This window comes from Niallia sp. NCCP-28 (genome assembly GCF_023168165.1).
GTDB lineage: Bacteria > Bacillota > Bacilli > Bacillales > Cytobacillaceae > Niallia.
Genome location: NZ_BQYJ01000001.1, coordinates 472,928 through 487,908 on the forward strand (window position 1 = coordinate 472,928; position 14,981 = coordinate 487,908).

The following is a 14,981-nucleotide window of genomic DNA, read 5'->3' on the forward strand; positions in this document are numbered from 1 at the left end:
TTTTCGCTTATTTTAATAAAGGGATGTTTTCTAAAAGGTTGGTGCTTTTTGGAATACAATGAAAACCTTTTAGAATTCTGAACAGGTTAAACAGCAACAATCTATACAAAAACAGCCTCATAAAAAATCAATTGGTTTTTGTAAACATGCCAACAGAGCGCTTAAATAATTTCCACCAGCCAGCCTCTTTAATTTCTTTTTGGGCTACAAGAGGGCTTTCAATCAACGTTTTTCCATCTTTTGTATATTTTATTGTGCCAATTTCTTGTCCTTTTGCAATTGGCGCTTTTAAGTTTTTCTTCATGTTTATTTCTTTTTTCACTTTATCCACTTGTTCCCCTTTTTTTGTCAACAATGAAAGAGGCTCGCTTGTTACTGCCGTTACTTGCTTTTCAGAACCTTTGCTTACATGGACTTTGCCAATTGCTTCATCCCTTTTATACAGTGGATGTGTTTCATATTGGCTAAATGCATAATCTAGCATTTTTGTTACTTGTGCATTCCGTTCTTTAGATGATGGCGCACCAAAAACGACAGCTATTACACGCATGCCATTTTTTTCAGCAGTTGCCGTTAAACAGTATTTCGCTTCATTTGTAAATCCAGTTTTAAGCCCATCTACCCCTGGATAGAACTTTACAAGACGATTTGTATTAACAAGCCAGAATTTCTTATCAGTGTTTTCACGCAAATATGCTTCGTAAGTACCCGTGAATTTGGTGATATCCTGATATTTCAAAAGCTCTTTTGCCATCAATGCCATATCATTTGCTGTACTGTAATGATCATTCACTGGCAGCCCTGTTACATTTTTAAACTCTGTGTTTTTTAAACCTAATTCTTTTGCTTTATTATTCATCATTTCAACAAAAGCTTCTTCAGATCCTGCCAATCTCTCCGCAACGGCAACAGCAGCATCATTTCCTGAACCAATCGCAATTCCTTTTAGCATTTGCTCAGTTGTCATTTCTTCGCCAGGCTCTAAAAAGATTTGAGAACCACCCATGGACGCCGCATATTCACTTGTGCGGATTTTTTCATCCATTTTTAGTTTTCCCTGATCTAATGCTTCCATTATTAACAGCATCGTCATTACTTTTGTCATACTAGCTGGGGGGAGCTTTTCATTGCTGTTTTTCTCATACAATATTGTACCTGTGTCTCTATCAATTAGAATAGCTGACTTTACATTATTGACTAGCTCTCCCTTTTTTTCAGCTGCAAAAGTAGGAGACACTATCATTAAGGCTAAAACTACTGTTGTGATGACTATTGATATGATGCGTTTCATGTATAAAACCCTCCATTCTATATAGATTCCATTTTTTCCAAAAGAGTTCATTTTATACAATGTTATCCATATTATTTTTCACAATAAAACTTTATCTATATCCATATAATTTGACATTATGAATATAGTCAGCTATGTTAAAAGTTGATTTTTAATTCGTAAATAGAAACATTTTACAGGTAAAGGATAGAGATAAGGAGGCAAAAGATGATTATTATCAAAACACCGGAACAAATCCATAAAATGAAAAAAGCGGGCGAGATTTTAGCGGATTGCCACAAAGAAATAGCAAAATTAATTAAACCTGGGATAACAACAGCAGAAATTGATGCTTTTGCAGAAAATTATATGTTAAAAAGGGGAGCGACTCCTGAACAAAAAGGATATCATGGCTATCCATTTGCAACATGCGCCTCTGTCAATGATGTAATCTGCCACGGATTCCCTACGAAAACGCCATTAAAAAATGGAGATATTGTTACCATTGATATGGTTGTCAATTTAGATGGCTGGCTAGCAGACTCTGCATGGAGCTATGCTGTCGGTACAGTAAGTGATGAAGCTAAAAAATTACTGGAAATAACAGAAAAAGCACTCTATAAAGGAATTGAACAGGCTGTTGTCGGAAATCGGGTCGGCGATATTTCCCATGCTATTCAAACATTTGCTGAACAAGAAGGATTATCTGTTGTTCGTGATTTTGTCGGACACGCGATTGGCAGCAATATGCATGAAGAACCCCAAATCCCTCACTTTGGTCCGCCAAATACAGGAAAACGCTTAAAAGAAGGCATGGTTATTACCATTGAACCAATGCTGAATTTAGGCATGTATCATGCAAAAGTCGATATGGACGGCTGGACGGCCAGAACGGTGGACGAATCTCTTTCTGCACAATACGAACACACTTTAGCCATCACTGCAAATGGCCCAGAAATTTTGACAATGCAAAAATAAGATTGTCAGGCTGATGAAAAACATTCGTTTTCTTCATCACTCTCCCTTTTTTGCAGCAATATAAAACTTACAAAAAACATAAATATCTCCTTAGACCAAGATAAAGGCTAGGCGCCATGATGGCGCCTAGCCTTTATCTTACTTTTTTCATTCCCCAGTAATCACTTCATAAATCAACGCTGGAGATTTCACCTCTGCAGATGAAATTTTGATATGCTCATATAATCGTTTTTTTACATCTTCTACTTTTTCTGTATTACTGTAAATCGTTACAAGGGACTCGCCAGCTTCTATTCTGTCTCCAATTTTTTTACGAAGAACTAAACCGACAGCAAGATCAATTTCTGAATCTTTTGTTGCTCTTCCCGCTCCAAGGATCATGGCTGCTGTTCCAATGCTGTCTGCCGTAATTTCTGATATATAGCCAGATTCTTTGGCAGCAACTTCAATAGCATATTTGGCAGCAGGCAACAATTCTGGATTGTCGACAACAGCTGCGTCTCCCCCTTGTGAACTTAAGAATAGCTTAAATGTTTCCAATGCTTTACCGCTTTTTATTACTTCTTCCAGCATGTTTCGTGCTTCTTCAATCGAATCCGCTTTTTCTGCCAAAAATACCATATGGCTGCCAAGTGTCAGGCATAATTCGGTCAAATCTTTTGGGCCATTTCCTTTTAGCGTATCAATGGCTTCTTTTACTTCCAGCGCATTGCCTATCGCAAATCCAAGAGGCTGACTCATATCGGAAATAACCGCCATTGTTTTTCTGCCAACATTGTTTCCGATAGAAACCATGGCGCTGGCAAGTTCTCTGGAGTCTTCCAATGTTTTCATAAATGCGCCAGCGCCTGTTTTTACATCTAAACAAATCGCATCTGCGCCTGCGGCAATTTTTTTGCTCATAATGCTACTGGCGATTAACGGAATGCTGTTTACAGTTGCGGTAACATCACGAAGTGCATAAAGCTTTTTATCTGCTGGCGTTAAGTTTCCGCTTTGGCCAATAACGGCTACCTTGTTTTTATTAACAAGGCCGATAAACTCTTCCTTATCTATTTCCACATGAAATCCCTTAACAGACTCCAGCTTATCAATGGTCCCACCAGTATGCCCCAATCCTCGGCCTGACATTTTGGCAACTGGTACACCAAGCGATGCGACGAGCGGGCCTAATACTAATGTTGTTGTATCACCAACGCCTCCTGTAGAATGCTTATCGACTTTTACACCTTCAATTTCCGATAAATCAATGATATCGCCAGAGTGAACCATTGCCATCGTTAATTCCGCTCTTTCTTTCTCTGTCATTCCTTGAAAAAAAACAGCCATTGTAAAAGCACTCATTTGATAGTCAGGAATGGATCCATCTGTATAGCCGTTTACGATAAAAGAAATTTCTTGCTCTGTCAGTTCATTACCGTCTCTTTTCTTTTCGATTAAATCGACCATTCGAAAACTCATCCCAGCATCCCCTTTTATAAAGACTACTTCCCTATTTCTTTAATCAGTTCTTTCACATAGGAAAGAAAATCGGCTTTTACTTTTTCCGTTGTCTCAATTACTTCCTCATGATTTAATGGCTGATCAAGAATTCCTGCCGCCATATTGGAAATGCAGGAAATCCCCAACACTTTCATGCCAGAATGTCTAGCTACAATCACTTCTGGAACGGTTGACATGCCGACCGCATCGCCGCCTAAAACTCGAAGCATTTTTACTTCGGCAGGTGTTTCATAAGATGGGCCTGTATTGCCGACATATACTCCTTCTTGAATAGTCAAACCGATTTTGTCTGCTACATTTCGAGCCATCGATCTTAAATTTTTGCAGTATGCTTCTGACATATCTGGGAAACGTGCACCTAATTTATTATCATTTGGACCAATTAGAGGATTCGTCCCCATGTTATTGATATGATCTGATATTAGCATTAAATTTCCAGGGGAGAATGTTTCATTAACACCGCCAGCAGCATTTGTGACGATTAGCGTTTCCACCCCTAACTCCTTCATTACACGCACAGGGAATGTCACCTTTTCAAAAGAATATCCTTCATAATAATGAAAACGTCCTTGCATGGCAACTACTTCTACTCCATCAATTGTGCCAAACACTAATTGCCCAGCATGTCCTTCAACAGTAGAAACAGGGAATTCAGGTATGTCGCTGTACGGTATTTTCACTGCATTTTCTATTTCTTCTGCTAATACTCCTAATCCTGAACCTAAAATCAGCCCTATTTTAGGAAGATTTTCGTATTTTTGTTTTAGAAAATCTGCTGATTGCTTTATTGTTGTATAGTTCATTCTCATCTCTCCTTAATTTATCTCTTGTAAAAAACTTTTCCCGAACTTTGGCATACCAACAGAAAAATTCTCTGCCACAGTCGCTCCGATATCTGCAAATGTCTGTCTTACTGGAAGTTCTTGTCCTTCCTCCATCTTCTTATTATAAACAATTAGCGGTACATATTCTCTTGTATGGTCTGTTCCATGATGAATGGGATCATTTCCATGGTCTGCTGTAATAATCAATAAATCATCTTCTTGCAAAAGATCAAAAACCTCTGGAAGTCTTGCATCAAACTCTTCTAATGCTTTTCCGTATCCTAAAGGATCTCTTCGATGACCAAAAAGGGCATCAAAATCTACTAAATTCAAAAAGCTTAAACCTGTAAAATCCATTTTTAGTGTTTCTACAAGCTTATCCATGCCATCCATATTTGAGACAGTGCGTAAAGATTGGGTTACCCCTTCCCCGTCATATATATCAGAAATTTTGCCAATCGCAATACAGTCAAGTTTATTATCTTTTAACTCATTCATCACCGTGCGGTCAAATGGCTTTAATGCATAATCATGTCTATTTGCTGTACGTTTAAAGTTTCCTGCTTCTCCAACAAAAGGTCTTGCGATAATTCTGCCTACCATATATTTTTCATCAAGAGTTAATTCTCTTGCAAGTTCACATATTTTATATAGTTCTTCTAATGGGACAATTTCTTCATGTGCTGCTATTTGCAATACCGAATCAGCGGATGTATAGACAATAAGTGCACCTGTTTTTATATGTTCTTCCCCTAATTCATCAAGAATTTCTGTACCGCTTGCAGGTTTGTTGCCAATAATTTTTCTGCCCGTTTTTTCTTCAATCGTTTGCAGAAGTTCATCTGGAAATCCATCTGGGAATACTTTAAATGGCGTCTCAATATTCAAACCCATTATTTCCCAGTGGCCTGTCATAGTATCTTTTCCATTTGAAGCTTCTTGCATTTTTGTATAATAAGCAAGTGGCTTTTCTGCTTTTTCGATTCCTTGAATTTTTTCGATATTGCTTAATCCTAATCTGCCCATATTCGGCATATGAAGACCATTCATTTTTTCCCCAATATGCCCTAATGTATGAGAACCTAAATCACCAAATTTTTCTGCATCAGGCGCTTCGCCAATCCCAACTGAATCCATTACAATCAGGAATATTCGTTTATATGTATATGATGACATTCATCTAACCTCCTAGTATATATCTTACCCTTTACCTCGCATTAACGGGCAGTAACCCTACACCTCAAAATCAGGTGAGGGCCAGAGAAATCTGGATGGGTAGAAACTTGCCCATAAAGCCCGATTAGTGCAACTAACAATCAGCTGGATGGGGCTCCCACTGATTAAAGTTTCACTTTATCTTGCCCTGCCATCGCTGCTTTTAACAAAAAAATTATAGCACATTGTCAGAAGTCTGACATCTTTTTATTAAAAAGCTTCTTCTCTTATCAATTACAGCAGCTTTTCTGATGAAATTTGCTGTTCTTATGCATTCTTATTCATAAAGCAATCGAGAAGCTGCCACTTTTTTATTGACGCTTTTCGTTTATTGCCCATCCACTCTCTTTTTCTTTCTATAGTAAAAAAACCTGCCATTAGACAGGTTATGCTCGAGGATGAAACTTTGTATAAACATCCTTTAATCTTGTTTTTGTTAAATGTGTATAGATTTGTGTCGTGGATATATCTGCATGTCCTAACATTTCTTGAACTGCTCGCAAATCTGCACCATTTTCCAGCAAATGAGTCGCAAAGGAATGCCTTAATGTATGTGGGGTAATTTCTTTTTCTATATTTGCATCGCAGGAGAGACGCTTTAATATTTTCCAAAAGCCTTGCCTTGTCAGCCTTTTGCCATGATGGTTTAAAAAGAGACTGTCATCCTGATAGTTTTTATTTACAAATAAAGCACGGCCCTCTTCTAAATATGAAGTTAGAGCGCGTGTTGCCGCCCCTCCAATAGGAATAATCCTCTCCTTATTCCCTTTGCCAATACAGCGAACAAACCCCATTGTTAAGTGCACATCTTCTCGATTTAAATTAATCAATTCACTAACCCTTATTCCCGTCGCATATAAAAGCTCTAGCATCGCTTTATCTCTTTTTCCATAATGATCAGCCATTTGCGGCGCCTCAAGCAAACGTTCTACATCTTCCATAGATAAGACTTTAGGCAATGTCCGTTCTTTTTGCGGTGTTTCAATATGTACAGTCGGATCGTTCTCTAACACCCGATCTCTTAATAAAAATTGATGAAACGCTCTTATGGAGGCGATATGTCTTGCAATGGTTTTTGAAGATTTTCCTTGATCCTTCAAAAAAGCCAAAAAACGGACAATATGCAAACGAGTAATTTCCTGCAGTGTACATTTTTCTGCCTTTTGAATATATTTGCCGTATGCCTTTAAATCTCTTTCATATGATATTAGCGTATTTTTTGCCAGTCCTTTTTCCACCAACAAAAAATGCATAAAATCTTTTATTTGATCTTCCATTGCCATTACTCCCCATTTAAATAAAACAATAATATTCGATCCTTCCAAGATAAATCTTCTTCGTTCCCTACCGAACTATTTACTTTGACTGCCGTGCCTTCTGGTTCATCATAACGATGAAGTTCTTGATATTCTTCATTAAACCACAAAAGTGCATAATAAAAAACAATCGTGCATCCCGTAAATAAAAGAAATACTTTAATGGTTCGAAATACCATCTTTGACCATTGTACCATCTATATTTCCTCCAAACTAACATCTTTATAAAAGCTATGCCAGTTTGGACATGTTTTATACCTATCAAAGAGATTTTTCTTCCTAAAAATGCAAAAAACCTTCTCTAAAAAGAAAAGGTTTATTCATCTGCCGCTTCTTCACTTTTTTCTGTACAGCGATGACATATTCCATGAAATGTTAAACGATGATCTTTTATTTTGAAATTCCAATCACGTTCTACTACTTTTTCTACATCACCTAATAAATCCTCTTGAATTTCATCCACAGCTCCACACTCTATACACACTAAATGATGGTGAAAGTGTGCTGCACCTTCTTGTCGCAAATCGTATCTTGAAACACCATCTCCGAAATTTATTTTATCTACTATTTTAAGTTCAGTCAGTAATTCTAATGTTCGATAAACGGTTGCTAATCCAATTTCTGGAGATTTCTCTTTTACAAGGAGGTATACATCTTCTGCACTTAAGTGGTCTTCTTCATTCTCTAGCAGCACTCTTACTGTTGCTTCCCTTTGGGGAGTCAATTTATAGCTCGATGAGTGCAACAGCTTTTTTATTCTATCAATTCTACTTTCCATTCCGAAAGTCCCTCCCTAGCCACTGTCCTTCCCATTATAACAGAAGTAGGAAAAGAATCCTAATAAAAATAATTATAAACAAGAATTAAAAATTATTTTTACATTGAAATAATTATAATCAATGATTCTTTCTCTTTCTTCCTTTGCATTTACTAAATGAATGCAGGCAGAATAAAAGCTTCTACCGTTTTTATAATAGACTTCATTAATACTGGCGAAACATATGCTTCCACTCCAGCAGAGATTGCTAAAAATAAAAAAGCAATAATTAATAAAAATGTATATCTTGCAAATAACGGCAAAATCGGTTCTCCCATTCTTTTAATAAACTGCTGTCTAATCATTTTAAAAGAGAACGCTACTGATAGTGTAGCAGAAATAATAAAAATTGGAATAACAATTATATTTTGTGGCAAAACCGACACAAATGACAATAAAAATCCATGCCACCCCATTTGATTTACTAAAAAACCAACAGTAAAGCCAACTACCATGCCTTTAATAAATAATAGAATCAATATAACTGGCAATCCAATAATCGATATTCCCAAAAGCCACATTAAACCAATAAATTTGCTGTTGTGAGAAAAACTTTGAATAAATAAATCTTTGCTGTCTGCCACTTTTCCATTTGAAACTTGGCTAAAAAACTGGGACAGATAATAATATAGATCTTCTTTTTGCGTCAATGTTAAACTATTTACGACGACAGCGCCAAAAATAACCCCCATAAGAAACAAAACGATGATAAATAAATAGATTGAGGAATGTTCTCGAAAATGATTAGCTATCATATTCTGATATTTTTTTTTCCTATTTTTCATTGCCCTTCCTCCTACTAAATCAGTTAGTCTATTCTATGCGAAACCCAAAAGCATATGACAGATAATCTAGTATTTTTTCTATTAAATTTATTCCTAAAATACTTTTTTCAGAAATGCTCGCAAAAGCAAAAAAAGCGCTAATCCTTTCATCAAATAAGGATTAGCACTTTACATTCACTTGCTATTTTCACCTACAACACGCTTTTCTATTTTCCCATATTTTCCACCGCCGCCAACAGAAAATAATAGTTTTCCTATTCTTGCAGCGACAATATAATCCGCTACTTTTCCAGGTATAACAGTTTTCAGCTTTTCTTCTGGCACTTCATGAATGATTTGCATCTCTGTGGAAAAATAAGATAACAGCTTTTCTAGCGTTTTTTTGCCAAGACCTGGTATAAATTCAAGAGGGACTTGATGAATATAAGGAGGCCTTGCTGTTTCCGTTTTGCTGTTAGACAATTCCTTTATTCGAGAAAAAACACCTTTAATTCCTTTTTTGCTTCCGCAAACCGGACATATTTCTCCTATTTTGTTTAAAGGATGAAAACATTTTGCACAAACAGTTTCATGGTATTTTCCTAAAACTGGATCAAGCCCGTAATTGGCAACAATACGTCTGCCATCTTGATTTTTCAGCACTTTTTTAAACTCATCAAAAGAAGCTTCTTCCATTTCGATGATTTGGTACTCTCTCGCCATTTTGGCAAGGGAATGAGCATCTGAATTCGTCAAATAGGAATAGCGGTGAAGTTCTTCTATGGAATCGGCCATATAAGTATTTGCACTTAGACCAATTTCTACAGCATCTATTAAATCAGGTTGAAATATTTCAGTTAGAGACCTATTTACACCACTTCCATAAAGGCTTTTAAATGGAGTAAAAATATGTGCTGGTATAAATAAACCACCCATGCCTTTTACCTTTTGCTGAAGCTCTATTCCTGTTACATACACTCTTTGAGAGCTTAAGGTAATATTTTTCAAAAAGCGAGAAAGCCAGCTAGAAAACTCTTTCATCTTTTCAAGCGTAGGAAAAAAAACTAATACATGAACAGGCCCTTGACAATTCTCATCATATATTTCCAATTCAGATCCCAATAGAATCGTTAATCCATCCATATCTAAGCCGCCGCCGAATTTTGGAGCAAGATGCCCTTCCATTATTTTTTCTTCTATTTCAGCTATTACTTCCGGTGAATGGGAATCGATAATGCCTATCATATCTAAGCCTTTTTGAAATTTTGCATATTGAATAATATGCTCAAAAGTTAAACTCTTGGCTCCTGTGATTTTTACCGGCTTTCCACTTTTCGTACGGCCAATATGGATATGCAAATCTGCAAAAAAGTGCTTCATTATTTTGTACGGCCTAAAGCAAGCTGCAAATATTGAATAGCATAAATGGTTTTCGCATCATAAATGCGTTGGTTTTGGATAAATTCTAACGCCTCTTCTAAAGTAACTTCCATTAGATTTACAAATTCATCTTCATCCAATCCTGCCGCATCTTCTAATTTTTCCAGCCCTTTTGCCACATAAATATGAATAATTTCATCTGCAAAACCAGGAGATGTATAAAAAGAGGCAACTAATTCTATGGAATCGCAGCCATAGCCAGTTTCTTCTTCCAGCTCTCTTTTTGCACAAAGTTCTGGATCTTCTCCTTTTTCCAGCTTGCCTGCGGGAATTTCAATAATTTCTTTTTCCAATGGTTTGCGGTACTGCTCCACAAGCACTATTTTCTCTTCATCCGTCACAGCGATAATAGCTACAGCCCCAGGATGTTTGACTAATTCTCTTGTTGAGGTTTTGCCATTTGGCAGTTCTACTTCATCTACTTGAACACTAATTATTCTGCCATCAAAGATTTTTTTTGTACTGATTGTTTTTTCTTGCAAGTTCATTTGGACACACTCCTAGTCAGTTCTATTTGCATTATGTAATTACATATACTGTATTATACTTTTTTTCTTCCCATAAAGACAAAGAAAGGGGCAGCGTGTGAAAATTTATTTGCATAATAAAGGAATCGTTTATTCCGGCAAAGCTTGGCAAATTAAATATCTTCTTAAACAGTATGGCAAGCAATATACATATGTAAAAGAATGGATTGACCTTGAAAACACCAAAAATATAAAAACTAAAAAAAACAAATGATCGCTATTATGCTATTGTATAAAGCGATTTTTTTGTCTTCTTTCCTTATCCTCGGTACAATAAGAAATAAATGATAAAAAAGAGGTGCTTTTTTTGAAAAAAACACAGTTAGGATCTTCTGAACTTTATGTTTCCCAATTAGGATTAGGCTGCATGAGCCTTGGAACAGACGAGCGCACAGCATTTCCCATTTTAGAAGCTGCGATGGAACAAGGAGTGAATTATTTTGATACAGCCGATTTATATGATATGGGGCAAAATGAAAAGCTTCTAGGAACCTTTTTCAAACAAAATCGGGAAGATATTATTATCGCTTCTAAAGTTGGGAATAAATGGAATGACAAAAAGGATGGCTGGACGTGGGATGCAAGCAAAAGCTACATAAAAGAAGCCGTCAAACAAAGCTTAAAACGTTTAAATACGGACTATATTGATCTGTATCAGCTTCACGGAGGAACATTGGAAGATAATATAAAAGAAACCATTGAGGCTTTTGAAGATTTAAAAGAGGAAGGAATTATTCGCTATTACGGCATCTCTTCCATTCGCCCAAATGTGATTAGAGAATATGTCAAATATTCTTCCATCGTTTCTGTTATGATGCAGTACAGTATGTTAGACAGACGCCCTGAAGAAGAGGCACTTCCCTTACTTGCAGAAAATGGGATTAGCGCAGTGACAAGAGGACCTGTTGCTAAAGGTTTGTTAAGTGAAAACTATCAAAAAAAACTCGTTAAAGGCTATTTAGATTACTCTTTAGAAGAACTGCAGACAATTTTGCCAAAATTAAAAGAAATAGTGGCAGATAAGCATACCTTAACAGAAGCAGCACTGCAATATAATTTAGCAAACTCTGCCGTTGCATCCGTGATTGCTGGAGCAAGCAGCATCGAACAGCTAGTGGAAAATGCAAAAGCAGTAAATAGTGAGCCGTTATCATCTGGAGAGATGGAAACCATTAAAAAGATGACAAAAGCCAATCTATATGATCAGCATCGATAGATTCACCTGTTAGACTTTACTATTTCTAATAAAAGAGGGAGAAACCAATTAGCATGTTTCCCCTCTTTTTCCTTTTCATTTATACTCTTTCCAATTTAAGGGGTTTTCATTTAATAGTTCTTCAAATGATTTATTTTTTTCCCTTAGACGTTTTTCTTCTTTTCTTTTTTCTTCTTCCGCTTTTAATTTTTCCTCTTCTTTTGTCTTCAACTCATGTTTGACATCTTTTAATTGTTTTGCTAATTGCTCATTAAGCAAATCACCTAATGTAACAGGTTTATCTTGCTTATCATTTTTTACTTGTTTTCGTTTATTTTTCATTTCATTTCCTCCTCGCGCCTTGCAAAAATAATGGTATTTCTATTTTATCATAGCCTGCAATTAAGCAGCGTCGTTCCTTCGCGTTATTCTCCTTCTATTAAAATCATTTCTTCTAATGCTATTTCAACATTTCCTTTTAAAGCTCTTGTAATCATGCATGAAGCTTCTGCTTTATTGGCAAGACGGCTTGCTAGAGTGCGTTCTTGTTCCGTTGCATGTTTTGGCAACACGATTTTAGGGCGATGGATAATTTTTTTGTAGGTGAATACTCCATTTGTCACATCAACGATGCCTTCTGATTGCAGCGTTAAGCTTATCTTCTCCAGCTTGCTTCTTTCCATCATGGCAGCAAGTGTGATAATAAAACAAGTTGCAGCAGCTCCTAACAGCATTTCATCAGGATTTGTCCCGACTCCAGGTCCATCCATCGCTTGTGGAATAGATATTTCTGTTTGTAAATTCCCGCAAGAAATTGTGCCAACATCATTCCTTAACCCTTTCCAATCTGCCTGCAAATAAAAATGGTGGTTACCCAAAAGAGATCACTTCCTTCCTTAACATGGTAATGATTTTTATTAATCAAAAACTAATAGGTAGAATGTGCTTTGCATAAATAATGAGATTATGACTTATGTTATAGTAGTAACTTTTATCCGCATTAACGGGCAGAGGCCCGTTAATGCTTGAAGTTTCACTTTATTAACGAAAGGAGCATACAGTTCATGAGTCAAAAACGAGAAAAGGGCTATAGTCAAGCAGGTAACCCCAATGCCGATACTATTAAATCAAAAATCGCAGCAGAAGATGTAGAAAAAGTGATTCATCCAACAAAACGCGAAAATTCAAAACAATAGCAAACTTGTTACAGAGAGGAGAGACACTGACATTCCCTCCTCTCTTTCTCCAAAGAAAAATAAACCTATGCATTTATTCTAACATGCAGGCAAAAAGATGGTCACCTTCTCTGCTTTTTTCAATAGCATATATTATCCATAAATAATTGTTTTGAATGACTGGGCCAATTTTCTGTATTCACTAAGTTTTGGTACAACTTGTTTATGAAACCTACTTAGAAAGGGGACAATAATGAAAAAAATTCTCCGCTATCTTTTCTCTTGTGTGCTTTTTTTCACCTCTGTTGGCGTTTATTGCACAAACCGCCTGATGTATATGAAAAAAAAAGAAGAAAACTTTATCTATAATCGAGAATTAGAAGCAGGACGCATCAACCCAGCCAATTATGAGGCAATTCATAAACAAGAGCTGAAAATTCTTTCTCCATATGGCTATTATTTAACTGCCATTATCGTCGAACCTAAAAAAAGCGATCGCTACATCATTATTTCCCATGGTGTAACAGAAAACAAAATAAATTCTATAAAATATATGAATTTATTTCTGGAAAGAGGGTTTAATGTTCTTATTTATGATCATCGCCGTCATGGTCAATCTGGGGGGAAAACAACAAGCTTTGGCTACTATGAAAAAAATGATTTAAAAGCTGTCGTAGATTGGGTTCGCAAAAAAAAAGGAGAGGATATCCTACTTGGAATTCATGGGGAATCAATGGGTGCTGCCACCATGATTTTATATGCAGGCATGCTAGAAGATGGGGCAGACTTTTATATTGCAGATTGTCCGTTTTCCGATTTTTCAGAAGAGATCAGCTACCTCATTTCTTCTGAAATAAAACTGCCGGCAAAAATGATTTTGCCCATTGCAGATCTTTTTTTAAAAATAAGAGAAAAATATTCTATTCGTGATGTATCCCCTATTCGTGTTATTGACAAAATTACTAAGCCCATGCTTTTTATTCATAGTGAAAAAGATGATTTTATTTTGCCAGAGATGACAAAAAAATTATTTGAAAAGAAAAAAGGACCAAAAAAATTATTGATTACTGCAAATGGGATGCATGCTCAGTCCTATAATGAAAACAAAGAAGCTTATGAAAAAGCTGTTGATGAATTTTTTGCTGAATATGTATTTAAAATTATTGGCTAATCCGATTTGGACAGCATATAAAAGCGTGCTGCCCCATCTGTTTTTTAGGGACAGCCCTAATCATTTACTTCCAATTTTGTTGAATAAATTCATCCCTGCCTGATTGTTTTCGATCTTCTTTATAATGTTTTTCATTTTTTTTATGATAATTCTGATGATAATCTTCTGCTTCATAAAATAAACTCGCAGGCTCAATTGCTGTTACAATCGGCTTTTTAAAACGCCCACTGGCAATAATTGTTTGTTTCGATTCTTCTGCCAATTGTTTTTGTTTGTCATTATGATAAAAAATAACAGGGCGATATTGAGAACCCCTATCTTGAAATTGACCATCTGCATCTGTTGGATCAATCTGCGGCCAATATAACTCTAATAACTTTGTATATGGAAAAACATCTGGATCAAAAGTAATCTGCACTACTTCAGCATGCCCAGACTTTCCTGTTTTTACTTGTTCATATGTAGGGTTTTCAAGCGCTCCCCCCATGTATCCTGAAATAATTCCATGTATGCCAGGCAATTCTTCAAATGGTGTGACCATACACCAAAAACATCCACCTGCAAAAGTTGCTTTTTCCATTCGACATCTTCCTTTTTTCTTTCTAATGATAGAAGCATTTATTCTTTTACAGAATAAACTACCTTCCCATCATTGACTATATCAACTTGATTGTATAATAGTATATAATACTTTAGACATCGTTACTATTATTTAATTTCTACTGATGCTATTGCGATGGAAACTGTATATGAACTACAAATATTGATGCAAAGCAGGTAATTCGT

General features: G+C 36.1%; 18 protein-coding genes. 5 read left to right on the forward strand and 13 right to left on the reverse strand.

Translation table 11 applies throughout. The features are described from left to right. Positions 1–127: 127 nt before the first annotated feature. Positions 128–1,291 (reverse strand): D-alanyl-D-alanine carboxypeptidase family protein, encoded by a 1,164-nt coding sequence (locus tag NCCP28_RS02330; protein WP_248559792.1) that lies wholly within the window; start codon positions 1,289–1,291, stop codon positions 128–130. Between the two features lie 207 nt (positions 1,292–1,498). On the opposite strand from NCCP28_RS02330, the gene map reads away from it, so the two are divergent. Then, complete coding sequence (gene map, locus NCCP28_RS02335) at positions 1,499–2,248, forward strand: type I methionyl aminopeptidase (protein WP_248559793.1); 750 nt, start codon at positions 1,499–1,501, stop codon at positions 2,246–2,248. A gap of 147 nt (positions 2,249–2,395) precedes the next feature. Here map and NCCP28_RS02340 read toward each other — a convergent pair whose 3' ends face one another. The 9 genes from NCCP28_RS02340 to NCCP28_RS02380 all read right to left on the reverse strand — a co-directional run bounded on the left by NCCP28_RS02340 (position 2,396) and on the right by NCCP28_RS02380 (position 10,615). Further along, positions 2,396–3,709: a pyrimidine-nucleoside phosphorylase gene (locus NCCP28_RS02340; RefSeq protein WP_248559794.1), complete on the reverse strand. Its 1,314-nt coding sequence runs from the start codon at positions 3,707–3,709 to the stop codon at positions 2,396–2,398. A gap of 23 nt (positions 3,710–3,732) precedes the next feature. Continuing rightward, a complete protein-coding gene (locus tag NCCP28_RS02345) occupies positions 3,733–4,554 on the reverse strand; it encodes a purine-nucleoside phosphorylase (protein ID WP_248559795.1) in 822 nt (273 codons plus the stop codon). 12 nt (positions 4,555–4,566) lie between these two features. Next, the gene (deoB, locus tag NCCP28_RS02350; protein ID WP_248559796.1) at positions 4,567–5,751 is read right to left on the reverse strand and encodes a phosphopentomutase; all 1,185 of its coding nucleotides are present in this window, start codon (positions 5,749–5,751) and stop codon (positions 4,567–4,569) included. 425 nt (positions 5,752–6,176) lie between these two features. After that, complete coding sequence (xerD, locus tag NCCP28_RS02355) at positions 6,177–7,067, reverse strand: site-specific tyrosine recombinase XerD (protein WP_248559797.1); 891 nt, start codon at positions 7,065–7,067, stop codon at positions 6,177–6,179. A gap of 5 nt (positions 7,068–7,072) precedes the next feature. Then, positions 7,073–7,303, reverse strand: coding sequence for a YqzK family protein (locus NCCP28_RS02360; protein ID WP_248559798.1), 231 nt, complete (start codon positions 7,301–7,303; stop codon positions 7,073–7,075). Between the two features lie 119 nt (positions 7,304–7,422). Beyond that, positions 7,423–7,884, reverse strand: a complete 462-nt coding sequence (gene fur / locus NCCP28_RS02365; RefSeq protein WP_248559799.1) for a ferric iron uptake transcriptional regulator — start codon at positions 7,882–7,884, stop codon at positions 7,423–7,425. A 152-nt stretch (positions 7,885–8,036) separates the two neighbouring features. Continuing rightward, positions 8,037–8,708 (reverse strand): stage II sporulation protein M, encoded by a 672-nt coding sequence (spoIIM, locus tag NCCP28_RS02370; protein ID WP_248559800.1) that lies wholly within the window; start codon positions 8,706–8,708, stop codon positions 8,037–8,039. Positions 8,709–8,882: 174 nt separating this feature from the next. Beyond that, a complete protein-coding gene (locus tag NCCP28_RS02375) occupies positions 8,883–10,067 on the reverse strand; it encodes an endonuclease Q family protein (RefSeq protein WP_248559801.1) in 1,185 nt (394 codons plus the stop codon). Beyond that, complete coding sequence (locus tag NCCP28_RS02380; RefSeq protein WP_248559802.1) at positions 10,067–10,615, reverse strand: NUDIX hydrolase; 549 nt, start codon at positions 10,613–10,615, stop codon at positions 10,067–10,069. Before NCCP28_RS02380 ends, NCCP28_RS02375 begins: the two co-directional genes overlap by 1 nt. Positions 10,616–10,718: 103 nt before the next feature. On the opposite strand from NCCP28_RS02380, the gene mciZ reads away from it, so the two are divergent. Beyond that, a complete protein-coding gene (gene mciZ / locus NCCP28_RS02385; protein WP_248560271.1) occupies positions 10,719–10,868 on the forward strand; it encodes a Z-ring formation inhibitor MciZ in 150 nt (49 codons plus the stop codon). A 93-nt stretch (positions 10,869–10,961) separates the two neighbouring features. Continuing rightward, a complete protein-coding gene (locus NCCP28_RS02390; RefSeq protein WP_248559803.1) occupies positions 10,962–11,870 on the forward strand; it encodes an aldo/keto reductase in 909 nt (302 codons plus the stop codon). A 75-nt stretch (positions 11,871–11,945) separates the two neighbouring features. Here NCCP28_RS02390 and NCCP28_RS02395 read toward each other — a convergent pair whose 3' ends face one another. Both NCCP28_RS02395 and NCCP28_RS02400 read right to left on the reverse strand, forming a co-directional pair. Next, complete coding sequence (locus NCCP28_RS02395) at positions 11,946–12,191, reverse strand: YqkE family protein (RefSeq protein WP_248559804.1); 246 nt, start codon at positions 12,189–12,191, stop codon at positions 11,946–11,948. Positions 12,192–12,274: 83 nt separating this feature from the next. Continuing rightward, positions 12,275–12,727, reverse strand: coding sequence for an OsmC family protein (locus NCCP28_RS02400; protein ID WP_248559805.1), 453 nt, complete (start codon positions 12,725–12,727; stop codon positions 12,275–12,277). A gap of 186 nt (positions 12,728–12,913) precedes the next feature. On the opposite strand from NCCP28_RS02400, the gene NCCP28_RS23555 reads away from it, so the two are divergent. Together NCCP28_RS23555 and NCCP28_RS02405 are read left to right on the forward strand one after the other, a co-directional pair. Then, positions 12,914–13,045: a hypothetical protein gene (locus NCCP28_RS23555; protein WP_282579516.1), complete on the forward strand. Its 132-nt coding sequence runs from the start codon at positions 12,914–12,916 to the stop codon at positions 13,043–13,045. Between the two features lie 232 nt (positions 13,046–13,277). Then, positions 13,278–14,195, forward strand: a complete 918-nt coding sequence (locus tag NCCP28_RS02405) for an alpha/beta hydrolase (RefSeq protein WP_248559806.1) — start codon at positions 13,278–13,280, stop codon at positions 14,193–14,195. A 64-nt stretch (positions 14,196–14,259) separates the two neighbouring features. Here NCCP28_RS02405 and msrA read toward each other — a convergent pair whose 3' ends face one another. Next, on the reverse strand, positions 14,260–14,775 hold the full coding sequence (gene msrA, locus NCCP28_RS02410) for a peptide-methionine (S)-S-oxide reductase MsrA (RefSeq protein WP_248559807.1): 516 nt from the start codon (positions 14,773–14,775) through the stop codon (positions 14,260–14,262). Positions 14,776–14,981: the final 206 nt, after the last annotated feature.